The 23,331-nt window shown below is 51.3% G+C and carries 20 protein-coding genes; 9 read left to right on the top strand and 11 right to left on the bottom strand.

Translation table 11 applies throughout. From position 1 onward, the window contains the following. The 3 genes from Q394_RS0102800 to Q394_RS0102790 form a co-directional block, all read right to left on the bottom strand. On the bottom strand, positions 1-1,635 hold the full coding sequence (locus Q394_RS0102800) for a DUF945 family protein (protein ID WP_028487937.1): 1,635 nt from the start codon (positions 1,633-1,635) through the stop codon (positions 1-3). A gap of 60 nt (positions 1,636-1,695) precedes the next feature. Next, positions 1,696-3,252, bottom strand: coding sequence for a murein biosynthesis integral membrane protein MurJ (gene murJ, locus Q394_RS0102795; protein ID WP_028487936.1), 1,557 nt, complete (start codon positions 3,250-3,252; stop codon positions 1,696-1,698). A gap of 82 nt (positions 3,253-3,334) precedes the next feature. Beyond that, the gene (locus Q394_RS0102790; protein ID WP_028487935.1) at positions 3,335-4,165 is read right to left on the bottom strand and encodes an SGNH hydrolase domain-containing protein; all 831 of its coding nucleotides are present in this window, start codon (positions 4,163-4,165) and stop codon (positions 3,335-3,337) included. A gap of 111 nt (positions 4,166-4,276) precedes the next feature. On the opposite strand from Q394_RS0102790, the gene Q394_RS0102785 reads away from it, so the two are divergent. Next, positions 4,277-7,162: a UvrD-helicase domain-containing protein gene (locus Q394_RS0102785; protein ID WP_028487934.1), complete on the top strand. Its 2,886-nt coding sequence runs from the start codon at positions 4,277-4,279 to the stop codon at positions 7,160-7,162. Positions 7,163-7,165: 3 nt separating this feature from the next. Further along, positions 7,166-8,065 (top strand): transcriptional activator NhaR, encoded by a 900-nt coding sequence (nhaR, locus tag Q394_RS0102780; protein ID WP_028487933.1) that lies wholly within the window; start codon positions 7,166-7,168, stop codon positions 8,063-8,065. Here the strand turns inward: nhaR and Q394_RS0102775 are convergent, their stop codons facing one another. From Q394_RS0102775 to Q394_RS0102745, 7 genes are all read right to left on the bottom strand, one after another. Beyond that, complete coding sequence (locus tag Q394_RS0102775; protein ID WP_028487932.1) at positions 8,066-8,521, bottom strand: tellurite resistance TerB family protein; 456 nt, start codon at positions 8,519-8,521, stop codon at positions 8,066-8,068. A gap of 20 nt (positions 8,522-8,541) precedes the next feature. After that, a complete protein-coding gene (locus Q394_RS0102770) occupies positions 8,542-9,582 on the bottom strand; it encodes a DUF475 domain-containing protein (RefSeq protein WP_028487931.1) in 1,041 nt (346 codons plus the stop codon). A gap of 88 nt (positions 9,583-9,670) precedes the next feature. Then, a complete protein-coding gene (locus Q394_RS0102765) occupies positions 9,671-10,249 on the bottom strand; it encodes a TerD family protein (protein WP_028487930.1) in 579 nt (192 codons plus the stop codon). A gap of 37 nt (positions 10,250-10,286) precedes the next feature. After that, positions 10,287-10,865: a TerD family protein gene (locus Q394_RS0102760; RefSeq protein ID WP_028487929.1), complete on the bottom strand. Its 579-nt coding sequence runs from the start codon at positions 10,863-10,865 to the stop codon at positions 10,287-10,289. Between the two features lie 25 nt (positions 10,866-10,890). Next, positions 10,891-12,105 (bottom strand): TerD family protein, encoded by a 1,215-nt coding sequence (locus Q394_RS0102755; protein WP_084260324.1) that lies wholly within the window; start codon positions 12,103-12,105, stop codon positions 10,891-10,893. Positions 12,106-12,115: 10 nt separating this feature from the next. Further along, positions 12,116-12,718 carry a TerD family protein gene (locus Q394_RS0102750; RefSeq protein WP_028487927.1) on the bottom strand — a complete coding sequence of 201 codons (603 nt, stop codon included), beginning with the start codon at positions 12,716-12,718 and terminating at the stop codon, positions 12,116-12,118. Positions 12,719-12,808: 90 nt separating this feature from the next. Beyond that, entirely contained in the window at positions 12,809-13,834 is a 1,026-nt protein-coding gene (locus Q394_RS0102745; protein WP_028487926.1) for an ATP-grasp domain-containing protein, read from the bottom strand. 135 nt (positions 13,835-13,969) lie between these two features. On the opposite strand from Q394_RS0102745, the gene Q394_RS18885 reads away from it, so the two are divergent. Genes Q394_RS18885 through Q394_RS0102715 form a run of 6 tightly spaced genes read left to right on the top strand, consistent with a single transcriptional unit; the run spans position 13,970 to position 20,334 of the window. Then, positions 13,970-15,103 (top strand): trypsin-like peptidase domain-containing protein, encoded by a 1,134-nt coding sequence (locus Q394_RS18885; RefSeq protein ID WP_051542665.1) that lies wholly within the window; start codon positions 13,970-13,972, stop codon positions 15,101-15,103. Positions 15,104-15,118: 15 nt separating this feature from the next. Continuing rightward, the gene (locus Q394_RS0102735) at positions 15,119-16,459 is read left to right on the top strand and encodes a VWA domain-containing protein (protein WP_028487925.1); all 1,341 of its coding nucleotides are present in this window, start codon (positions 15,119-15,121) and stop codon (positions 16,457-16,459) included. Next, the gene (locus Q394_RS0102730; RefSeq protein ID WP_028487924.1) at positions 16,456-17,562 is read left to right on the top strand and encodes a phosphoribosyltransferase domain-containing protein; all 1,107 of its coding nucleotides are present in this window, start codon (positions 16,456-16,458) and stop codon (positions 17,560-17,562) included. Before Q394_RS0102735 ends, Q394_RS0102730 begins: the two co-directional genes overlap by 4 nt. Further along, complete coding sequence (locus Q394_RS0102725) at positions 17,559-18,293, top strand: HAD family hydrolase (RefSeq protein WP_038140316.1); 735 nt, start codon at positions 17,559-17,561, stop codon at positions 18,291-18,293. Before Q394_RS0102730 ends, Q394_RS0102725 begins: the two co-directional genes overlap by 4 nt. Next, positions 18,290-19,363, top strand: a complete 1,074-nt coding sequence (locus tag Q394_RS0102720; RefSeq protein WP_028487922.1) for a cysteine protease StiP domain-containing protein — start codon at positions 18,290-18,292, stop codon at positions 19,361-19,363. Before Q394_RS0102725 ends, Q394_RS0102720 begins: the two co-directional genes overlap by 4 nt. Continuing rightward, entirely contained in the window at positions 19,360-20,334 is a 975-nt protein-coding gene (locus tag Q394_RS0102715; protein WP_028487921.1) for an HpcH/HpaI aldolase/citrate lyase family protein, read from the top strand. Before Q394_RS0102720 ends, Q394_RS0102715 begins: the two co-directional genes overlap by 4 nt. Positions 20,335-20,359: 25 nt before the next feature. Here the strand turns inward: Q394_RS0102715 and Q394_RS21240 are convergent, their stop codons facing one another. Next, the gene (locus Q394_RS21240) at positions 20,360-23,002 is read right to left on the bottom strand and encodes an HAD-IC family P-type ATPase (protein WP_051542663.1); all 2,643 of its coding nucleotides are present in this window, start codon (positions 23,000-23,002) and stop codon (positions 20,360-20,362) included. Positions 23,003-23,085: 83 nt separating this feature from the next. On the opposite strand from Q394_RS21240, the gene Q394_RS0102705 reads away from it, so the two are divergent. Continuing rightward, a partial coding sequence (locus Q394_RS0102705) for a MerR family DNA-binding transcriptional regulator (protein WP_038140313.1) occupies positions 23,086-23,331 on the top strand: 246 nt, incomplete at its 3' end.

The raw sequence follows: 23,331 nt of genomic DNA, 5'->3' as shown, positions 1-23,331 counted from the left end.
TTACTCCTTGGTGCCCTCTGGGGCGGGGGCTGCTGCTGGCTCGGTTGCGGGCGTCTTGCCGTCATCCATTTGCTGCTGCATTTGTTGCAACTGTTTCATAAGCTCGACCGTTTCCTTAGGAACATCATCACTTTCTTCCAGTAATTGAATGATTTCCGGGGTAATGCCCTCAACCTCAATTTTCTTCATTAAGTCTTCAGGAATACCCATATCTTCAGATCCGTCTGTCATTGCGTCATCTATACCCGGTGGTACTAGCATTTTCAACAGTTCATCGAAAGACATTTGCTTGCCATTGAGGGTAACATTGTCACCCGCCAAGTCGATGTTACTTTTGATTTTCTCACCCTCCAATTTGATCAAACCTTGTTCGGCCAAAGGTGTCAGCATCATCTCAGTGCCAGCAGGCAATAAGCCTTTATCAGCATCCAACATGATTTTACCTTTTAACATTTTTGCCCAGTCATTCGCGTTATAACTCGCCAAAGCCATCATATCAGGCGCTTCTTTGCCAACGTATGTTAGGTCGATGTCGGCGTTGAGCTTACCCTTGGGGCTTTCTGCCAACAGCGTGGTATGTACACGGCTTTTATCCGTTTTTAGCACTTTTCCAAACAGGGTATCGACTATTTTACCGCCGGTTTCCGTCAGCTTAGTCATCAATTCCTGTTGTTTTTGCTGGCCTTCTGGGGTTTCGGTGGCATCGGCACTCCAGACCATCTGGTTTTGGGCGCTTTGTAACTCGGCCTGAAGCTTGCCGATTTCCTCAAGACCTGCCACATCCATATCGTGGATGTCCATCGTGTAATCCACTTTACTCACGGCATCGTTCACACCCTGAATATTGGCAGCCTGTATCGCTACTTTGCCGGACACGGCATTATCAGCAATACTACTATCACTTTGTAAAGCCAAGTCGAAACTCATGGGAACCGTTGTACCTTCAGCAAGAATCGACACACCCGGCGCTTTCATATCAAACTTGCCTAGGGCTTGCCCACCAATCATACCGGTAATATCACCATCCAGTTGCAGGGAAGGCATGGTAAATTGCGTTGTCGCTTCTTTGACCTCAATTTTGCCCGCCCGCAAGCTGATATCACCAGTCATATCAGCAGCAGAAGTACCGGAAAGCGTGACACTCTCCACCACAGCCGTCGTGCCGTCCTCGTCCAACTTCAATGGATTGGTGCTGAAATCATAGCTGACCCCACCACCAAACCCGATAACCGTATGCCCTTCTAGCGGTGCCTTGCCTTCAAACGCGGTGGTCAGCCACTGACGTTTTGCCTCATCCAGTGCTGCCATATCCAACTGAGTATCGATACGAGCGCTACCCAATTGCACAGCACTACTACCACCCAATAATAACGGTCCATTACTGATGTCATTGATGAACTGAATCTCGCCAAATTCACCGCCAGCGATCAACTTGGTCACTGCCTTCGCACCAAATGCCGTTTTTTCGTAGCTGACCAGCTCTTGCTTGATACCGCTTTGTGCTGATGCCTCATTTTGCTGTTCAATAAACTGCTTCAAAGAGGCTTCGGTTTGCTGCCCGACATACCAACTGGAGCCGCCCCATGCCACCAGTAAAACCACTGGGACAGATAACAACGTCGCTAATTTTTTCATTATAAAGTCCTGTATTTTAAGTATTCTGACACTCGCACGAGTGTAACAGAGAAAAAAGTTTCAGCGCCCCAGCATTTGCCTGAACGGCATTCCCAACAAACGCAGGGTTGCGAAATAACTGCCCAGTGCCAATACCATCAAACCCGTCAGCCAGCTCACCTTCAGTGATACTGCCGAGGTTTGCCACCACAGATCGTTCGGTGATACCAACCCAACCAACCCGCCCATGACCACACAAGCCAGGCCGATTTTGCTTAAAAATACGCCCCAACCCTTCTCCGGGTCAAAAATCTGTTGCTTATGCAGGTTATAGAACAGCAACCCGGCATTCACATACCCCGCCAATGCCGTCGCCAAGGCCAAACCCGCGTGCGCCCCCGGCGTACCCGAAAAATACCACGGCAGCACAATCACCACATTCAAGGCCATATTTGCCAAGATCGAGATGATACCGATTTTGACCGGCGTTTTAGTATCCTGACGCGAATAAAAACCAGGAGCCAGCACTTTCACTAAAATGAAACCACTCAATCCCACTGCGTAAGTCATCAGACTCAGGGATGACATTTGTACATCTTTCCACTCGAATGCACCGTGCATCATCACCGTCGCCAGAATCGGTTTTGCCAGCAAGACTAACCCCAGCGTGGCTGGCAATGAAATCAGCAAACCCATCCGCAACGCCCAATCCATTGTATGCCGGAATTGCGCAGCATCGGCCTTGGCATGGTCACTCGACAATTTAGGCAAGATCACCGTCCCCAATGCCACCCCGACAATCGCCAAGGGCAGCTCCACAAAACGGTCAGAATAATACAACCACGAAATACTGCCCACCGCCAAAAACGAGGCCAGCAAGGTATTAATCAGCAAATTCAACTGCGCAATCGACGAGCCAAACAAGGTCGGCAGCATCAGCTTCATAATACGGCTGACACCCTCATGTTTGCGGCGGATACGGAAACGCGGTAACAAACCCAGACGAGTCAGTGTCGGCAACTGAAACACCAATTGCGCAATCCCCGCAAAAAACACCCCCCACGCCAACGCCAGAACTGGCTCTTTAAAATAAGGAGCACCCCACACTACCGCCGCAATCATCACCACATTCAACAAAGCAGGCGTCAACGCGGGAATCGCAAACTTGTGGAAGGTATTGAGGATACCGCTGACAAACGCCGTCAACGAAATAAACAAGATGTAGGGGAAGGTAATCCGCAACATCTCCACCGCCAGATCCGGCCGAGCATTCGGCTTATCGCCAAACCCCGGCGCAAACACCCACATCACCACGGGTGCAGCCACCACCCCGATGACCGTAATCACCAGCAAGATCAGCGCCAGATACCCCGCCACATGGTCAACCAAGTCTTTAAGCGTCGCCTGATCTTGCTTGGTCTTGTATTCCGATAACACCGGCACAAAAGCCAGCGAAAAAGCCCCTTCAGCAAACAAACGGCGCAACAGGTTGGGTATCCTGAACGCGACGTAAAACGCATCAGTTGCGCCATCCACCGGAAAATAGCGGGCAACAATCATGTCGCGCAGCAAGCCCAGCACGCGGGAAATCATGGTCATGGCGCTGATAACAGCACTGGAACGCAATAAACGGCTCATAGTTCAGGATGGTTTCCATAAATGAAGCCGCGATTTTGCCCGAATCACGTGCAAAGGTCATGCAGGAAATGTGGATTCAGCATCACATTTGCCCTAATGCCGAATGCTCGAACAACACCTTACCCACATAACGCGCCCCATCCTTGGTCAAATGCCTGCCGTCATACGAAATCAGATTCAAGTCATCGGTAAACAAAGGGCAAAGGGCATCATTACCGCACAACAACGCATGAGGGTCGACAAACGCCGCCTTGTTGCCCAGATTTTTCGCCAGTGTCGCATTGATGGTTTTGGCTTCGGCAATATCCACCTCATTCTGCAATGCCTTCAACTCGGCATCCGACATCCGCAGGTATTCACGCACCGAAATTTTGCCGAAAAACTTATTGCCTACCACCACAACTTTCTGTTGCGGTTTCAACCCCAAATTCGCCAGCGTGTCGGGCAATTCCTCGGCAATCTCAGGTTTCCAACGGGCAGAAAAAATCACCAGATCGGCTTCCTGTATCTGCGCCTTGGCACGTTCCAGGCTATCCGCCCGCTCCGGTTTGGCGCAAAAGGCACGATCTTTAGCGTCAATAAAGTGCTCTGATCCTTCACCTAACACCGTCTGGCAGCTATAGGGGATAAAACGTACCCGGATTTGGTAGTCTTTCAGATAACCGTTTTCCAAAACACTATTGAGGAAATCGCAACCATAGCTATCACCGACGATCAGGGCTTTTTTCTTCTGGGTGTTACTGTCAAAAGGCTTGCCCTGCAAGGCACGGCATTGTGAAAATGCATATTCACCACTGGCTTTGGGGTCAGCCGCCCCCAATAAATTGCTCCGTGCTGCAGAACTCGCTGCCATGCCATTTGATGCCAATAGAACAGCCAAACAGGCCAACCAGAACGTTGAAATTTTAGACATATCATTTCCCTCACGCTGTCAAATGCGTTAAATCATGGTGAACTACTATAGAACAGCCCTGAATTTTTAGCTGCATTAGCCAACATCTGACCCCATACGTAACATTAGCCTATGCAAATCTTGCTCTACAACGAACTCAATCCCGCTGCCATCACCGGCTTCGCCAAGTGGCGCTCGTTCATGGAAGCCGATGACCTCAAATCGGCAGATGTCAAAAAGATTGGCGACAACCTCTACCGCGCCCGCCTCAACCGCAGCGACCGCCTACTGCTGGCGTTTTACCACTATCAGGGGGAACGTTACGCGCTGGTGCTGGAATACCTGAAAAGCCACGATTACCAAGGCTCGCGCTTCCTGAATCACGGCGTGGTGGTAGACGAAGACAAAATCCCGCCGCTGGAATACCTCCCCGAAGACTCACCCTCACTGGCTTACATCAACCCGCAGCACGGGCGTTTCAACCTGTTGGATAAAATCATCTCGTTCGATGAGACCCAGCAAGCCGTATTTAATCTACGACCACCGATGGTGATTATTGGTTCAGCAGGCAGCGGTAAAACCGCTCTAACACTGGAAAAGCTCAAAGCCTGCCCCGGCGACGTGCTCTACGTCACCTTATCGTCTTATCTGGTGAAAAATTCCCGCGACCTGTATTACGCCCACGGCTACGACAACCCGCAGCAACACGTTGATTTCCTATCATTTCAGGAATTTCTGGAAAGCATCCAGATTCCCGTAGGCAAGCCCATCAACTTCCGTGAATTTGCCGACTGGTTCAGCCGCTTGCCGCGCCCCGCCATCAAGGATGCGCACAAACTGTTTGAGGAATTCAAAGGTGTCCTCACCGGCCCTTCCGTAGAAACGGCATACCTCAGCCGCGAGGAATACCTCAACCTCGGCATCAAGCAATCCATTTTTCTGGAAGACGAACGCGCCGCCGTCTACGACATTTTCAGCCGTTACCTGACGTTTTTGCAGGAAACCAACCGTTACGACAGCAACCTCCTCAGCCACCGTTACCTAAAAAGGGTCGAACCCCGCTACGACTTCGTGGTGGTGGATGAAGTGCAAGACCTGACCAATATCCAGCTTTTCCTGATCCTCAAAGCGCTGCGAGACCCGACGGGTTTCCTGCTGTGTGGCGATTCCAACCAGATTGTTCACCCCAACTTCTTTTCGTGGAGCAAGCTCAAAAGCTTGTTCTACACCCACGGGGAATTACAGGGTGACACTGACCTGATCCGTATCCTCAGCACCAATTACCGCAATTCGCCGCAAGTCACCGCGCTGGCAAACCGCATTCTGTTGCTGAAAAATGCCCGCTTTGGCGCCATCGACCGCGAAAGCAACTATCTGGTACACAGCAACGGGCATGTGCAAGGCGACGTGGTATTCCTGCAAGACCGCGACACTATTCGCCGCGAACTCGACGCCAAAACCCGCACCTCCACCCGCTTCGCCGTAGTGGTGATGCACGCCGAACAAAAGGCCGAAGCCCAGCAACATTTCAACACCCCACTGGTATTTTCGATTCAGGAAGCCAAGGGGCTGGAATACGACAATATCATCCTCTACAACTTCCTCAGCAGCGAAGCCAAACGCTTCCACGAGATCAGCAAAGGTGTCAGCCACGCCGATTTACAGCAAGGCCTGAGTTACGCCCGCGCCAAAGACAAAACCGACAAGTCGTTGGAAACCTACAAGTTTTACATAAACGCCTTGTACGTTGCCCTCACCCGCGCCGTCCGCAACCTGTACTGGATCGAAGCCGACGCCAAGCAACGCCTGCTCGATTTACTGGGGCTGGACAATGCGCTCGATACCCTGAACCTCGACAATCAGGGTTCCAGCCACGCCGACTGGCAACGTGAAGCCCACAAGCTCGAACTACAGGGCAAACAGGAACAGGCCGAACGCATCCGCCGCGAAATCCTCCAACAACAAGTACCGGATTGGGAGGTTTACAGCGGCGCAACCCTCGATGCGTTGCACCATCAAGCCATCCAATCTAACGACAAAAAAGCCCGCCTTGCCCTGTTTGAAATCGCGCTAGTCTACGAAGACCGTCAGTTCCTGCACGACTTGCTGTTAGCCGAATTCAAACCCGCCCGCCACCCGGACAATGGCATCAAACAACTTCAGCAGAAATACTACCTGCCCTATCAGGCCAAAAACCCGGTCGCCCTGCGCAACCAGCTCAACAAATTCGGGGTGGATTTTCGCAACCCTTTCAACCAGACCCCACTCATGGTCGCCGCTTGGCTTGGCAACTCTGCGCTAGTGCAGGAACTCACCGAACGTGACGCCAATACTGCCCTAGTCGACAATAATGGCTTCACCGCCTTCCAGATTGCCTTACAACAAGCCAGCAAGGATGAAAAATACGCCCGGCAACACTTGGGCAGCATTTACCAACAACTGGAACCAGACAGCCTCAGCATCCAGATTGACGGGCGCTTGCTGAAGCTCGACAAAAGCAGCATGGAATTTTTCCTGCTCAACCTACTGATTGCGTTGTTTTACCGGGTAATACCCACCACTTTGGTCAAAAAAGGCGCGTTCACTACCCAAGCTATCATCGACGCAGTAGAACACTTCCCCAACAATGTACTGGCTCCGCAGCGTAAACAACGTGCTTACCTGTCGAGTATTTTGTCCAAAAACGAAATGTCCCGACTTGACCGCTATAACCGCAAACTGTTTTACCGCCTGCGCCAAGGGCATTACACCTTCAACCCAACCCTGATGCTACTGGTCGAAAACAACTGGGTGAATATTTACGACCTTCTCAAAATAGACAAACTGGCTTATCGCCCTGAAAACATGACAACATGGTGGGATAATCGCCATCAGGAGTACTGGGATAATGAACTTGCCCAAGGACGTGCCTACCTGCACCAGGAACTTCAGCGCGTGCGTACTCTGCTGCTGAATGACGCGCTGGCCATGTTAAAAATCCTGTGCGAACAAGAGTTACACAAGATTCGGGATAACTAAACCATGTTGAATTACAAACACTTGTACTATTTTCGCGAAGTTGCCACGCTGGGGAGCATTGCCCGTGCCTGTGATAGCCTCAACCTGACCCCGCAAACCATCAGCGGACAATTGCAACTGCTGGAAGAATCACTGGGTGTAAAATTGTTGCGTAAACAAGGCAGGAATCTGGAGCTGACCGAAGCTGGACAAGTTGCCCGTCGTTATGCGGATGAGATTTTCCAATTGGGTAGCAGCATGGAACAAGCCTTACGCAGTCACCCTTCGCAGCGGGCGCGACTGTTTAGGGTCGGGGTCGTGGATGTTGTGCCCAAAACCATTGCTTACAAACTTCTTGAACCTGCGATGAAACTGACACCACAAATCCATATTGTGTGTACCGAAGGGCCTTTATCAGACCTGCTAGGGGAACTTGCGATGCATCGCATTGAATTAGTGATTGCTGACCGCCCAATGCCCAATAATATGCCCATCAAGGGCTTTTCCCATCGGCTGGGTTCTAGTTGCATCAGCTTTTTTGCGCATACCTCGGTCAAGGAGCAGCTACAAGGTGAATTTCCACTCTGCCTGAATGACGCGCCGCTGCTAATCCCCAGCGAAGGGACTTCAGTACGTAATGAATTGGAACAGTGGTTTCATCAGCAAAAGCTGACACCGAAAATCATTGGTGAGTTTGATGATAGTGCCCTAATGCGCGCATTCGGTCTGGCAGGCTCGGGGATATTTGTTGCGCCTTCCGTGCAGGAAACGACCTTCACCCAAGAACCCAATATGCATTGCATCGGGCAAGCGAGCGATGTAGTGGAACAGTTTTTTGCCATTTCAGTGGAACGGCGTATAAGCCACCCTGCGGTGTTGGCAATCACCAAACACGCGCAGGATTGGCTACAGACAAAGCTCTAATTACAAGCCGAAATCGTCCGTCGGGATGTTCAAGTCACGGCACATTTCGCGCACCATTTGCTTTTCTTTGTCATCAAAGTCACCGTCAGCACTGCCGATGGCCATGCAAACCCGAACCATTAAACGGGCAGCATCTGGCTTGCTACGCAGTTTACCGATCATTTTCAGGGCTTCTGCTTTACCGATTTCGTTATCAAACTCAAAGTTTTCGGTGACTTTGTTAAAAACAGCAATCACATCTTTGGTGTCAAAGACTTTCAATTCTTCTGATTGCTGGATGAACTTCATCATCTTCTGCTTTTCAGACGAATCAATATTGCCATCGGCAGCCGCCACCAAACCACAACCGGCCACACAGGCTTCCATGAACTCACGGTTCTTGAATTTACCGATTTCTGTTGTCAATTTAGCGCGGGCTTCCCCAGCTTTCTCTTTCAATGTATCAAAAAATGACATGTATAATCTCCTTATTCCACTTAGGCTTCAGCCAACTGTTTCTTTTTGTAACGCAGTGATGACACAATCGACAACACAATAAACGTTACACCAATTAATCCGGTAATCACTTCAGGTATGTGGTAATGAATACTGAATAGCATAATGACAGCCAACGCACCGATACCATAATGTGCGCCATGCTCCAGATAAATGTATTCATCCAGCGTGCCTTTATGCACTAAATGTACGGTCAGGGAACGCACAAACATCGCACCAATCGCCAGACCCAACATGATAATCACCACGTCTTTGGTAATGGCAAAGGCGCCAATCACCCCATCAAACGAGAAGGATGCATCCAACACTTCCAGATACAGGAAACCGGCCAGACCATTACGAGTCACCACTTTTACGGCGGCGTCGCCTTCTTCCTTATCTTCAAAAAAGACATCCAGACTGCTGACCGCAATATACAGGACAACCCCACCCAAACCCGCGATCAATATAGTCAAGCGCGTAGCATCATCTATCGGCAACAAGGCTTGCAAAGCAAACAAGGTAGCCAGCGCAATCAAAATACTGATCACATCCAACTTACCCAACTCACTCATTTTATGCTCAATCACTTCAAGCCAATGCACTTCCTTTTCATTATCAAACATGAAGCTCAGGAAGACCAATAATAGGAACATGCCGCCGAACGCCGCAATCCCCGCGTGGCTTTCCATCAAATGCCGTGAGTATTCTTGAGGATTATTCAAGGCCATCTGCATGACATCGAATGTACCCAACCCGGTCGCAATGGCAACGATCACAATCGGGAACACTAAACGCATCCCAAAAACGGCAATCAGAATACCGACCGTCAGAAACATCTTCTGCCAGTACTCATCCATTTCTTTGAGGACAGAGGCATTCACGACAGCATTGTCAAACGACAAGCTGACTTCCATGATACCCAATACCAACACCAAAAAAATGGCAGTGGCGATGCCCATCGAGGTGGTTGCCCCCCACCAAATAGCCACCCCCACACAGAGGAAAGTCACTAAAAACGAATATTTAAAATCTTGGAACATAGAACTTCTAACTTTACCTGATGAACAAACAAAACAGGCATCCTGAATAAGATGCCTGTGGTAAACCAAGCGCATTGTTTACAATGCTTTAACCAAGATTGACGCCCATGGATGCAGCCATTGGCCCTAAACCACCGGCAAAGCCTTGACCAACCGCCTTGAATTTCCACTCGGCGTTATGGCGATAAATCTCACCAAACAACATCGCTGTTTCGACGCTGGCATCTTCAGACAGGTCGTACCGGGCAATTTCTTTGCCATCAGCGCTATTCACCAAACGGATGTAAGCGTTGCTGACTTGACCAAAGTTTTGCTTACGCGCTTCTGCGTCATGAATCGTGACCGAGAACACCAGTTTCTTGGCGGTTTCAGCCAAACCCGCCAGATTCACGCTGACTTGCTCATCATCGCCATCGCCAGCACCGGTCTTGTTGTCACCTAGATGTTCGACATTACCGCAAGAAGATTTCTTGTTGTTGTAAAAGATGAAAGAATCATCTGACAACACTTTGCCATCTTCGCCCAGCATGAAAACGGATGCATCCAAGTCAAAATCAGTACCATCGGTAGCACGGGTATCCCAACCCAAGCCAACAGTAATAGCAGCCAAACCAGGTGCTTCTTTCGATAAAGAGACGTTGCCGCCTTTTTGTAAACTAACAGCCATTATAAAACTCCATTCTTTTCGTCATTGAGTCATCACATTAACCAATTTGAATACCAAACTGGTCACACATTGCTTTTAAACCACCCGCATAACCTTGCCCCACGGCACGGAATTTCCATTCCTCGTTATTGCGGTATAATTCACCGAACACCATCGCGGTTTCGGTAGAATAATCTTCTGCCAAATCGTAACGCACGACTTCAGTGCCCGTCGCATCATTCACCACACGAATGAACGCATTGGCGACTTGCCCAAAGTTTTGGCGACGCGCTTCTGCATCATGAATCGTCACCGTGAAGGCAACTTTCGTAACCTCGGCAGGCACTTTGCTCAAGTCCACTTTCATCGACTCATCGTCGCCATCGCCTTGCCCGGTGCGGTTATCGCCCGTGTGTTCCACGGAACCATCGGTCGATTTCAATTGGTTGTAGAAAATAAAATCTGCATCACCACGCACTTTACCGCTGGCAGTCAGCAGAAAGGCACTGGCATCAAGGTCAAAACCTGCCCCATCTGTGCTGCGTTCATCCCAGCCTAAACCAATCAGGATTTTAGTTAAACTGGGGTCAGTTTTGCTTAATGAAAGGTTACCACCTTTTTGTAAACTTAAAGCCACGTCTCTTCTCCTTTGATTTCATCACTTATTTTGAACCTGCTCGCCAGTTTAATCCCCAGCGATAGGCTTGATCCATTTCCTGATGCCCCTTGAAGTAACGTACTTCGCGGTTCACCTGTAACGTACCATTGATGTTTTCCAGCAAGACCACGGCGCACATGCCGAGCGAATTGCCGCCTTCGGTCATGCGAATTTCCAACGGGGGTTCGTTCGGCACGTAAATGGTCACGACACCATCGGTTTTCGCCCAGTTTGGTGCACCTTCGTAGATAAAGGCATACACCAGCACACGCTTGAAGGTTTGCCATTGCTGCCCATTGATATGCAGCCATTCGCCCTCACTGATCGCGCCGGTGCGGTCATCGCCTTTCAGCTCGATAAACGGGTCGCTGCGGAATGAGCCAAAACGGTTGCCCAAGGCTTGAATCGCGCTGATTGTACCGTCGCGCTGTTCGTATAAACAGCCAACATCCAGATCCATGCCTTTGTTGCCACCACCGAACAAGCCACCCAACAAACCACCACTTTTGGCGGCGGGGGCTGTCTCACGATTCCAGTTCAGGTTGATGCGAATTTCGCCGAAGCCTTCGGATTTCTTTTCCAGACTAACGCGCGGCTTTCCCTTATCCAGCGTGACTTTGCTCAGGGAAATGGGCTTCTTCGCGGGGCTGGGTGCGGGTGGTGGCGGCGCGGCGGCTGGAGCTGGCGCATCACTAATATCCACCCCAAAATGCTCGGCCAATGGTTTCAAGCCACCAGCGAAGCCTTGCCCTACGGCACGGAATTTCCACTGCCCTTGGCGTAAATACAATTCACCCAAAATCAGCGCCGACTCCACCATGCCAGTAGCTGGCAAAGTGGCAACAAGTACCGCCTGTCCCGCTGCATTTTTCACCGTGACTTGCAAGCTGGTGAACGCGCCAAAAGTCTTGCGGTTTTCGTGAATTGTCGCGGTAAATGCAATTTTTTCGGTGCTGGCCAGCAGTTTCGGGATGTCGACGCTGAACTCAGCACGCCCGGCACTATTCGCCAGAAACGCCACGCTGCCATTACCGGGGCGCGGCTGACCATAAAATACCATGTCATCATCGCCACGCACTTTGCCACTGCCAGTCAAGGCAAAGGCGGAAATATCCACCTCCGCCCCGCTGATTTGTGCAGGCGACAACGTGACCTCAACCTGAAGTTTTTCAGACGGTACTGGGCAATTTGCCCCAGCAACCAATTGTGTCACTGACATTGCAGTACTCCTAGATAGCAGCCAAAATCGCTGGCATCATATCGTTCGCAACAGCACCAGCCGTGGGTGTACCGACTGCTTTCATCTGCCAACCTGCGCCGTCACGGCTGATAATCGCCATGACTACACCCGTGTGGACACCTTTTTCGGACAGGTTGAATTTCGCCATTTCGCTATTATTGGTGTCGTCGACCAAGCGGCAAAACGCGCCTTCAACTTCATTAAAGGTTTGCCCACGGAAAGAACACACCGTAAAGGCCAAATGTGCAACATTGCCCGGCAAGCTGCTCAGGTCAACGAAAATGACTTCATCATCGCCAGAACCTTCGCCCGTCAGGTTGTCGCCGGAATGCTTGATCGAACCATCGCGGCTTTGCAATTGGCGGAACCACACCACATCCAGCAGGTTTTTTTGTGCATCCAGCAGCAAGCAAGAAGCATCAAGGTCAATGTCTTCAGCACCACCACCGCCGCCAAACATGCTACCGAAGAAACCACTTTTCTTAGGTGCTTGTACCGGATCCCAGCCCAAACCCATGCGAACTTTACTCAAGCCAGCGCCATTGCTTTTTTCTAAAGAAATGCGTTGTCCTTTGCTTAAACTAACAGCCATGAATATGTATCCTATTTGTATTATTGACTACCAACATCTTAGAGAGTCGCCTAAATGCAAGCAACACTCACCTAGAATTGTCAGGTTATTTCAGACCAATGAGGGCAACACTACTGGCGTACTGACTTCACCAACCCGCAAGCCATAGCGAATAGGGGGTATTACTACCGTCTCACCCACCAGACTTTGCAGGAAAACCTCCGCCAGATTCACCCCCGCCAAACACGCCATCCCGAAGCCACCAGCGGGACGCGGATTGATTTCCAGCAAACTCGGCTCACCATCTGCCCGCGCTTTGAACTGGATATTGAACAAACCATTCAAGCCATAATGTGCGGTTAAACGCTCCACCATGCCCTGAATAGCGGCATTATTATCGATTTCCTGCCCGTAGCCTGCCAACGGATGTTTTTTACGCTGGATGCCGCATAACAGCTCACCGTTACGCCCAGCACAATCCACGCTCCATTCTGCGCCAGACAAATGCTCCATCACCAGTAGCTCAGGAAACGTTGACGTGTGTTCCATACCTGCCCGCAATTCGGTCAGTGGAATTTCGTATTCCACGCCTTTTAGCAAGTGCGTAATACTGTCGCGTTGCGTATCCAGAATGCGGAACCCTAAGCCAAATACCGAGACCGCTGGTTTAACACACAGTGCCGCATAATGTTGCGACAGTTCTGCCACCGCCCGATCAAAGCCTGCTGTATCAGTGACCGCAATACAAGCCATTGCCTGAGCCACCTCAGGCGGCAACGTGCGGTAAAAATCACCTTTGTGGTTTAACAGCGCCAGCGTTTCCGGCGTCGCAACCGCAATGAGCTGCGTCCCCACCCGCGCAAAATCAGCTTGATGCTGCACAATCAACACAGACTCTTTGGCAGGCCAGAAGTAATCAATCCGGTGTTGCTGGCAAAAGCCCAAACACCAATCCAGATACGCTGCCCCTACCAAACCAGCGGGCTCAACCATTGCTTCATCCGCTGCCAGAAATGCCGAAGCAGCCGGGTTAGTATGGGTATAAATAACAGTCACTCCACCTGCGATACGCGCTTGGCGCAGGTTGTGAAACACGGAACTGATGCTGGAAAATGTCTTGTTAAACCAAATACGCATGGTATGCCCTGTCTAAAAATTTTAATAATGATGACAAGCGCTAGTATGCCCGATCTACGGTAAAAATTTCAGGCATTTTTAACACCATTCTTGCTATCATGCTGACCATAACAATACAGCTCGGTAACAATAATTATGATGAATTTACCCGTAGGCGCAAACCTGCCGCTGACTGGCACACGCTGGGCAACGACGATCACTTTCCCGCAGGACATTCGCCACGATTTAGGGTTAGCTATTTTGCCCGTCAATGAAGCGAAACAATTAGTTAGCCAACCTTATTTGGCTCATGCCAAGGCTCCAACATGGGCAAGCGCAACCCTAAATGAAGCAGGCACCCGCTACGCGTTGACGCTGGATGTAGCCCAGCTCTCCGATGCCACGATTACCCACCTCTACTTAGTGCTATACCGTTACGGCGCACGCGGCCCCATCGATGTTGGCAAGCACGTTGCCCTACAGATGGATGAGGTATTCAACCATCACATTGCTTTGCAGGAAATCCCGGCCTCAGCGCTAATGGTTGCTGAATTCTACTTGCGAGGAGGGCAATGGAAAGTCCGCGCTCTAGCAGAAACCTCCGCGTATGGATTGGCAGCGCTTGGGCGTAGAATGGGTATGGACATAGATGATCGCTCACCATTCGCAACCCCCGGCAATACCGAACAACGCCCCGGTAACTGGACAGGCACCGCTTTTCTGGTTGCCCCCAATGTTTTCATGAGCAATGCACACGTGGTAGATGGTGCTAACCACATTCGTTTGAATTCCCTGCAAGGCAAGCTGGATGCTGAACCCATTATCAGCGACAGCACCAACGACCTCGCCTTGTTACGGGTCACAACGCCCGCTCAACTGCAACCCCTCCCGTTTCGGAGCAGTAATATTGGTTTGGCGCAAGCGATTACCACGTTAGGTTATCCGCTGGCAGGTTTGATGGGGAATGGCATTCAAGTCACTCAAGGGGTGATTTCCGGCTTGTTTGGGGCGCATAACGACATTCGTTTATTGCAATTTACCGCGCCCATCCAACCCGGTTCGAGCGGTAGCCCGTTACTGGATGAAACCGGCGCAGTATTGGGGGTCGTATCTTCCACCTTCACCCATGCGCAGAACATGAATTTTGCCATCCGTCATGTATTAGCCATTGCCTTGATGGAAGCCGCTAATATTCAATACCTTCAACAAACCAACACCCAAACACTATCAGCCGCACAAATGGTGCAACAAACGCAAAATGCCATCTGGCGAGTAGAATGCGCGGGTTAAATAAAGAGGTAATATATGCACATAAAAAAAGGGCAACGCCTGAAACTAGATGAGATCATCCCTAATAACAGCCCTTTTTTACTACAAAGTACCTGTAGTAGTGCAAATCTAACCTTAGACTTTGCCTGTTTTGGTTTAGATAGCGCTGGATTACTCTCTGATGATCGCTACATGACCTTTTTCAATCAACCCAGTACCCCGTGCGGCAGCGTAACACTGCAAAATAGCACCGCCAATACAGCAACCTTCGAGTTTAACCTCAAGACACTGCCTGACACGCTTGAACGATTGGTACTGACGGTAACGATTGATGCTCAAGCGACACTGAGCGCTCTTCACAGTGGCGCACTCAGTGTGCAGGTGCAGGGCAAAACCGTGGCACAATTCAGCTTTACCGGCAGCGACTTTCAGCAAGAACGTGCGGTGATGCTGGTGGAACTGTACCGCAAAGCAGGCATTTGGCGACTCAGTGCCACCGCACAAGGCTTTAATGGTGGGTTGGATGCCTTGGTCAAACATTTTGGTGCCAGTGTCGCCGAACCCTCTGCCCCGGTCACACCCCCACCGCCGGTTGCCAACCCCTCGCGCATTTCCTTGGAAAAGCGGCTGGAAAAAGAAGCACCGCAATTACTCAGCCTCGCCAAGAAATCAGCCATTTCCTTGGCAAAGGTTGGGCTGGAAAGCCATCGTGCCAAAGTGTGCTTGTGTCTGGATATTTCTGGTTCCATGAGCCGCTTGTACCGGGATGGCTTGATTCAAGCATTTTCAGAACGGATTTTGGCTCTGGGTTGCCGCTTCGACGACGATGGCGAAATCGACGTATTCCTGTTTGGCAAGGATGTCCATCAACCCGCCCCGATGGGCATTGGCAATTACGCAAGCTACATTGCTCAGACCATCCAACAACACCCGTTGGAAGGCGATACCCGTTACGGGCGTGCCATGCAAGCTATCCGCCAACACTACTTCCCCGATACTGCCGGTGGCGAACGCACGACGCCATTACAGGCAGCGATGCCGGTCTACGTTATGTTTGTCACCGACGGCGGGACTTCCGACAAGGGCTTGACCGAAAAACAGCTACGCTGGTCAAGCTATGAGCCTATTTTCTGGCAATTCATGGGCATAGGCAAAGGACGAAAATCCCTCTCTAAGCTGCTGCTGGCTTTCGCTGATTCGGATTTTCCATTTCTGGAAAAGCTGGACGAGCTATCGGGGCGACTGCTGGACAATGCCAACTATTTCTCCGTCGCATCACCCAATGAACACAGTGATGAAACCCTGTACGACCTCATGATGAGCGAATACCCCGGCTGGATAACACTCGCTAAACAACAAGGAATACTCCCTGCATGACCTTAACCGTTAACCTTGAACAGGGTACGCTCAACCTCACCATCGAGTCTGGCACACACTCGCCCGACGAACTCTTCGGCTTTGCGCAACGTCGCAACCCTAAACGCGCCTTCCTGTTTGTATCCAAAGTATTGGGCAGGCACATTCCCGTCTCGCCTGCCGTCATGCGCAAGGCCACCGATACGCTTGCCGCTCAAATCCCCGCCGATTTACCGGAGCCAATGGTCGTGATTGGCATGGCAGAAACCGCCATTGCGCTGGGCGCAGGTGTCCAGCAAGCGCTCAGCCGCAGCCGTGACGACACGCTGTATCTGTGCACGACTCGCCACCCGCTGGATGTGCCAGTCTTGGTCGAATTCCGCGAAGAACACAGCCACGCCACCCAACAAGTGTTGCATTGGCCGCAACACCCGGCTGATATTGAACTGCTACGCACCGCCCGGACATTGGTATTGGTCGATGACGAAGCCTCCACCGGCAAAACCTTTTCCAACCTGCTGGAAGCCTTGCAACAAGCGGGGCTGGATCAGTTTGAACACATTATTGCCGCCACCCTCACCGACTGGTCGGGTGGTGCTGCCGCCGAACGTCTAGGCGAACGCGCCCGCGCCGTTTCGCTGCTCGCCGGGCATTGGGACTGGCAAGCCAACGACGCGCCCCCGCCGGACATGCCACAAGTCGATGTACTGGGAACGGGGGAATGGCACGCCAAGCCTGCCGATGACTGGGGGCGCTTAGGTGTGAGCCAACACCCCGTAACCCCACTGGCTCAACATCTCACTGTCACACCGGGTGAACGCATCCTCGTCCTCGGCACGGGTGAATTCGTCTGGCCGCCCTATTTACTAGCGGAATACCTCGAACAGCACGGTGCGAACGTGCATTTCAGCGCCACCACGCGTTCGCCGATTGCCTTGGGGCACAGCATCCAACAGCGCTATTGCTTCCACGACAATTACGGGCAAGGTATCCCCAACTTTCTCTACAACGTCATTCCCGGCGATTACGACCGCATCCTGCTGTGCAGCGAACCGCCCGCACATTTGTTGGATAAAGCGTTGATCAGTGCTTTGAACCCCATCTGTCTGGAGTTCTACCCATGAAACCCTTATTGCTCACTGATCTTGACGATACCCTCTTCCAAACGGCGCGAAAAATGCCCACGGATGTCAACAAAATACCCGCTGCGGATGGCGCAAACGGTGAAACGATTAGCTTTATGCAGCCATGGCAACACGATTTCATCCATTGGGCGCTGGCGTGTATGACCGTGATTCCTGTAACAGCACGGGGAATTGCCTCGTTCAAGCGGGTGCATCTGCCCTTTCAACAGGGTGCGGTGTGTGTACATGGCGCTGCCATCTTAACCCCTGATGGTCACTTGGATGAGGAGTGGCATGCACACATGCAACCGCAACTGGCTCCGTACCAAAGTCGCCTGCCAGATATGCTAACAACCGCACTACAAATAGGTGAAAACATGGGGTTATCTTTACGCGGCTGGCTGGAGTCGGTAGAAGAAACCTCAGCGTATCTGGTCATCAAAAGCAATACTGCCAATGTGGAAGACCTCCAGAAACTGCGAAATATTTTATCTGAGACCCTTAACTTGCAAGGCTTCTACATCCACATGAATGGCAACAACTTGGCGCTGCTGCCTGATTTCGTCAATAAACAAGCAGCAGCCGCAGAAATGCTACGGCGGCACCTCGCTGAACATGGGCGTGTGCCTGTCTTTGGCATGGGTGATAGTGTGTCCGATTTGGGATTCATGCGCTTATGTGACTTTGCGGCATTCCCACCGAAGACACAAATTTGTAGATCCATGCCATGAACACTCCCCACAGCTTTCATGGCTCGTACTCCGCTCGTGATGTCACCTTTCTGCTACGGCAAATCGTGATGGAAACCACGCCAGTGGAGGAAAAAGAACGTTTGATTCAAAGTGGACAACGCCATTATTCGGAAATGTTGACGCTAGAATCACCGCCGTCAGACGCGCACCAAACCTTATTTCAACAAGCGCTAGCGGAGGGATTGGAGCGCCTTGCTCGTGAAGTACAAAGCTTGGCACTGGCTCTGCGGCAACGCCGCCCCAACCGCCCCATTGTGTTGGCCAGTTTCGTGAGGGCTGGCGTACCACTAAGCGTATTGCTGGTACGTGCATTGCGCGAATTGGGTGTAGAAAGCGAGCATTACGGCATCAGCATTGTGCGGGACAAAGGTATCGATCAAGCCGCCGTGGCTTGGATCGAACAACGTCATGCCTTCGCTGACATCGTTTGGGTCGATGGCTGGGTCGGCAAAGGCGCTATTCATGGTGAATTGCAACGCTCACTTGGCAATCGTTACCCTGATAGTGAAATTCCCTTGGTGGTTTTAGCAGACCCGACTGGCAGAGCGTGGTTGGCAGCCTCAGGAGAGGACTGGTTAATTCCCTTTGGGATTTTAGGTTCTACTGTATCTGGCTTGGTATCTCGTTCTATCTTACGTGAGGATGGCGGCTGGCATGCTTGTGTGAATTATACGCACTTGGCAGAACACGATGTGAGCCAATGGTTTGTCGAGACAGTGGATGCTTGTCGTCGCCATCAACAAGGCGTTATCGCAGCAGATTGGGCAGATGCGATGCGTCACCCACTGCTTATCCAGTCACAAGCCACGATTGCGCAATTGCGCAATACCTATGCTATTACCAACCTTAACCGCCTCAAACCGGGCATTGCGGAAGCCACCCGCGCGGTCATGCGCCGCGTACCGGAACACATTCTGGTGCAGCGGCTGGATGACCCAAATATCCGCCTGTTACGCCACCTCGCCGAATCGCGAGAAATTCCCCTGCAAGCGGTCGGCGAGACGCTTGCACCCTACCGTGCCATTACCATCATCAAGAAGACCTCATGACCACACGTATTTCCCCGTATCAGTTAGGCGCAACCTTGTACATGCCCGCCACCCGCCCGGACTTGCTCGACGTTATTTTGCATCAGAAAATTCCTGATTTACGCTCGATGGTGGTCTGCCTAGAAGATGCGGTACGTGAGGATGAAGTGGCAGCAGGACTGGCAAACCTGCAACAGTGTTTGCACACCCTGCGTCAACAAGATCGCGGTGCAAGCCCATTGGTTTTCATCCGCCCACGCCACCCCATGATGGCGTTGGAATTGTTAGCCATGACCGGAATTGAAGCCATTGACGGCTTCGTCTTACCCAAGTTTGATAACCACTCGTTTGCCGCTTGGTATGCAGTAGTGCAAGCCTCCCCGCCACACATGCTGTTTATGCCAACGCTGGAAACTGCCCAAATGTTGGATGCACTGGCAGTACGCGAATTGTGCGCACGCTTGCAGGATGAGGGTATTAAATCGCGGATATTGGCCTTACGCATTGGGGGTAATGACTTGCTGTCTTGTTTGCGCTTGCGTACTCACCATGCCCACACCTTATACGATGGCCCGTTGGGGTATGTGGTCGCGATGTTGGTGACGCACTTTGTTCCGGCAGGTTTTCACCTCACCGCGCCCGTGTTTGAATATTTTCAGGATCACACCGTCTTACAGGCAGAATTTCAGCGGGATTTGCTACACGGGCTAGTCGGTAAAACCGTGATCCACCCCAGCCAGATTACGGTCATCCATCAAGCGCTGAAAGTAAACAGCCATGATTACGAAGCAGCCCTGCGGATTCTGGATGACACCATGCCAGCAGTTTTCCAGTTTGAAGGCGCAATGTGCGAACCCGCAACCCATCACCATTGGGCGGTGCAAGTCATCGAACGTGCCAAGCATTTTGGCTGCCACTTACACGCAGTGGCAGTCGATGAAGAGGCGGATAAAGCACATAAGGACAACTTACACCTGACAGCCAGCAAATGAGTGGCTGATACTAGCTAGTCAGTCATCATCCCTCACGCATCAGAGTACCCAAATCGATCAAGGCAGCGTTGGCACGCGAAATTTGTGACGCTAATACCAAGGAATGGTTGGCGACAAAACTGTAACCGCTGCCATTGAGAATGATCGGGCTCCAGACATCTTTCTGCGTGTCTTCCAGTTTATTGATAATTTGCCTCAAACTGAGCAAGGCATTTTTCTGGCGCAAGATATCCTCGAAGTCGACTTCGATAGCTTTGAGCATATGCAGGAGCGCCCAAGTCTGACCCCGTGCCTGATAGAATACATCATCCACTTTCAGGCGCGGAGTTTTGATAATAACAACGGATGGATCATCTTCTGCCGTTATCACTTCCGATCCCAACTCAACGCCTGTAGCCTGAATAGAGCCATCTTGAATACTCGTTTTAGCACCTTCCTGACTGATTTGGCGGACGCCGACACTGGCACTCAGCGCAATGGATAGTGACCCCATTTGCCGTTGTACTTTGTTGAGCCAGTTATTGAGGCTGTCAGCGCGGGCGTAGAACTGAGCCTGACCATTTTGCAAGCGCTGTAAGTAATTTTCGAGAGACTCCACACCCTCTCGGTACTGTGTTTCAGCAGGCGGGAACAACCACAACTGACTATCCGTGTTAAACCGAATTTGCGCCGTGATCAGATCGGGGTCGGCAGAAGATTGGGACTGCGAGCGACTGAGGTCATCACGCATCGCTAGCGTCGTATCCCTCACCTGAGTCAACACCCCCATCTCCCAGTTGGGAATATCGGGCACGACCAGCATATCCTCAATAACCATACCCGGCAAAAACATATCATTGCTGGTATAGCCACCGGGCTTGTCCAGCAGTGTTTGGGAAATACGCGCCAGCGTCGCCGTTGTCACAACACCGGGACGTAGCGTTTCCCCCGCTTGTGCTTGAACCATTTCCCGCGCTGTTGCTTCCACATTAAAGGTATCCGGTTCGCGGCTCCAGAGAAACAGCAACGTCAGTTGCCCTAGCAGGAAGAGTACGGCGAAGAATTGTAGCGTCCAGCGTAAGCCTTTCTCTTTCCAAACTCTCGGATTAAAATAGTCGACTGCCCGTTTCAAAACGGACTGTGCCCAGCCTTTGGTATTACGTTGCATGGCTTTTTCAAACTCCACAATGATGAAAACTAGGGAGCCGACCAGCAAAATCCAGCTCCAAGCATAAAAATCAATCGCACTAGTGCCGAACAAGGTATTAAACGGCGTCCAGTAGGTAAACAGGACTTGTAGTAGCAAAACGCCACCAATCGCCATCCATACCCAGCGATTGTCGAAGAGGTTGGCAAGCCGCCAACTGGGTGCGACTGAGTGGCGCACACTTAACAGGTAGAAAATCTGCGCGATCACCAAGGTATTAATGGCTGCGGTATGAGCGGCTTCCAGTGTTTCACCCCGATGTAGCTCCCACATGAAAATTGACAACACGCTGACCAGTAATACTGCGGAAACCAATAACAGTCGCCACAGCAAAAAACCACTGAATAAGGATTGCACGGGTTTGAACGCAAAGCCGCGCAGGGTTGTATCCGGTTCGGCTTTCTCAAATGCCAAAGTCAGACCGAGGATGCCCGCTGTCACCAGATTGACCCACAGCACTTGTGCCGGTGTAAACGGCAAGGCCAGTCCAAATAGCACTGCAACCATGACCGCGACAGCCTGCGAGCCATTACTGGGGAGCATAAACTGCACGATCTTGTAGAAATTCTGGTAGAGCAAGCGACCTTCACGGATAGCATCCACCAGACTAGGGAAATGATCTTGTATCAGCACAATTTCTGCTGACTGGCGAGCGGCTTCTGTCCCACGAATACCCATTGCCACGCCGACATCGGCCTGTTTTAGCGCGGGCGCGTCATTGAGACCGCCGCCAACCATCGCTACCCGTTCGCCCTGTGTTTGCAAAATTTTCACCAGTCGCAGTTTTTGCTCTGGGCTGGTACGGGCGAATACCTCGACTTCCCTGAGTTGTTCAACCAGTGTTGCTTCATCCATCTCGTCCAGTTCGGCACCGGTCAGCACAGTTTCACCGTCGCCAATGCCCACCCGTTTTGCCAGAGCGCAGGCTGTCTGGGCATGATCGCCAGTGATCATTTTTACGCGGATACCGGCTTGTTGACACAGTTTCACCGCTTCAGCGGCTTCTTCTCGCGGCGGGTCGCTGATACCGACAATACCCAGTAAGGTCAGGCCGTAACTGACATCTTCATGTGCCAAGCTGGTCATGAGTTGATTAACGGGTTTACTGGCAATAACTAGGGTCTGCATTCCCCGCTCTGCCAACTTGCGTACCTTTTCTTCCCAGACGGCTATTTCGATAGGCTCCAGCCCCTGATCAGTCAGAACGTGGGAACAGCGCGGCAGTAACGATTCCGGTGCACCTTTGACACTCAAATATTGACGATGATCCGCTGCATTGCTGAGGGTCGCCATGTAACGGTAGGTACGGTTGAACGGGATGCTCGCCTGACGCACGAATTTTTCCCGAATTTGCGCTGGGTCGACACCGCATTTATGCGCCATCACCAACAGCGCAGCCTCCAAAGTATCACCCCGTGCTAGCCACTCGCCGTCTTGCTCTAACAAGCGGGCATCACTGGCAAGCACGGCGGCTTGTGCCAAGGCTTGAACATCCAGACGATCATCATGCGCGGGTTTGAACAGTTCGATTAAAATCTAATTAAATCTACTCTATACTAATCAATATGAATAGATTAGTCCCGATCAGTGAAGCCTCAAAACTCCTTGGTGTGTCAGTTCCCACCCTGCGCCGCTGGGAAGCGGAAGGTCGGTTAATCCCAGAACACACCTCCGGTAACCACCGCCGTTACGATATGTTGAAACTCAAGCCGGAGCTATTCCGTGCCACAGAAGATAGCCGTAAGACGCTTGCCTACGCCCGCGTATCCAGCCACGACCAAAAAGACGATTTGGAACGCCAAAAGCAAGTG

The sequence above is a fragment of the Thiothrix lacustris DSM 21227 genome, from assembly GCF_000621325.1.
Taxonomy (GTDB): domain Bacteria; phylum Pseudomonadota; class Gammaproteobacteria; order Thiotrichales; family Thiotrichaceae; genus Thiothrix; species Thiothrix lacustris.
Note: the sequence above shows the minus strand (reverse complement) of the source record. Positions and strands in the feature narration are given on the sequence as shown.

What these genes read in the sequence shown, in the direction of transcription:
- Q394_RS0102800 (WP_028487937.1), bottom strand. Translation starts at nt 1,635, where the DNA reads ATGAAAAAATTAGCGACGTTGTTATCTGTCCCAGTGGTTTTACTGGTG.
- murJ (WP_028487936.1), bottom strand. Translation starts at nt 3,252, where the DNA reads ATGAGCCGTTTATTGCGTTCCAGTGCTGTTATCAGCGCCATGACCATG.
- Q394_RS0102790 (WP_028487935.1), bottom strand. Translation starts at nt 4,165, where the DNA reads ATGTCTAAAATTTCAACGTTCTGGTTGGCCTGTTTGGCTGTTCTATTG.
- Q394_RS0102785 (WP_028487934.1), top strand. Translation starts at nt 4,277, where the DNA reads ATGCAAATCTTGCTCTACAACGAACTCAATCCCGCTGCCATCACCGGC.
- nhaR (WP_028487933.1), top strand. Translation starts at nt 7,166, where the DNA reads ATGTTGAATTACAAACACTTGTACTATTTTCGCGAAGTTGCCACGCTG.
- Q394_RS0102775 (WP_028487932.1), bottom strand. Translation starts at nt 8,521, where the DNA reads ATGTCATTTTTTGATACATTGAAAGAGAAAGCTGGGGAAGCCCGCGCT.
- Q394_RS0102770 (WP_028487931.1), bottom strand. Translation starts at nt 9,582, where the DNA reads ATGTTCCAAGATTTTAAATATTCGTTTTTAGTGACTTTCCTCTGTGTG.
- Q394_RS0102765 (WP_028487930.1), bottom strand. Translation starts at nt 10,249, where the DNA reads ATGGCTGTTAGTTTACAAAAAGGCGGCAACGTCTCTTTATCGAAAGAA.
- Q394_RS0102755 (WP_084260324.1), bottom strand. Translation starts at nt 12,105, where the DNA reads ATGTCAGTGACACAATTGGTTGCTGGGGCAAATTGCCCAGTACCGTCT.
- Q394_RS0102750 (WP_028487927.1), bottom strand. Translation starts at nt 12,718, where the DNA reads ATGGCTGTTAGTTTAAGCAAAGGACAACGCATTTCTTTAGAAAAAAGC.
- Q394_RS0102745 (WP_028487926.1), bottom strand. Translation starts at nt 13,834, where the DNA reads ATGCGTATTTGGTTTAACAAGACATTTTCCAGCATCAGTTCCGTGTTT.
- Q394_RS18885 (WP_051542665.1), top strand. Translation starts at nt 13,970, where the DNA reads ATGATGAATTTACCCGTAGGCGCAAACCTGCCGCTGACTGGCACACGC.
- Q394_RS0102735 (WP_028487925.1), top strand. Translation starts at nt 15,119, where the DNA reads ATGCACATAAAAAAAGGGCAACGCCTGAAACTAGATGAGATCATCCCT.
- Q394_RS0102730 (WP_028487924.1), top strand. Translation starts at nt 16,456, where the DNA reads ATGACCTTAACCGTTAACCTTGAACAGGGTACGCTCAACCTCACCATC.
- Q394_RS0102725 (WP_038140316.1), top strand. Translation starts at nt 17,559, where the DNA reads ATGAAACCCTTATTGCTCACTGATCTTGACGATACCCTCTTCCAAACG.
- Q394_RS0102720 (WP_028487922.1), top strand. Translation starts at nt 18,290, where the DNA reads ATGAACACTCCCCACAGCTTTCATGGCTCGTACTCCGCTCGTGATGTC.
- Q394_RS0102715 (WP_028487921.1), top strand. Translation starts at nt 19,360, where the DNA reads ATGACCACACGTATTTCCCCGTATCAGTTAGGCGCAACCTTGTACATG.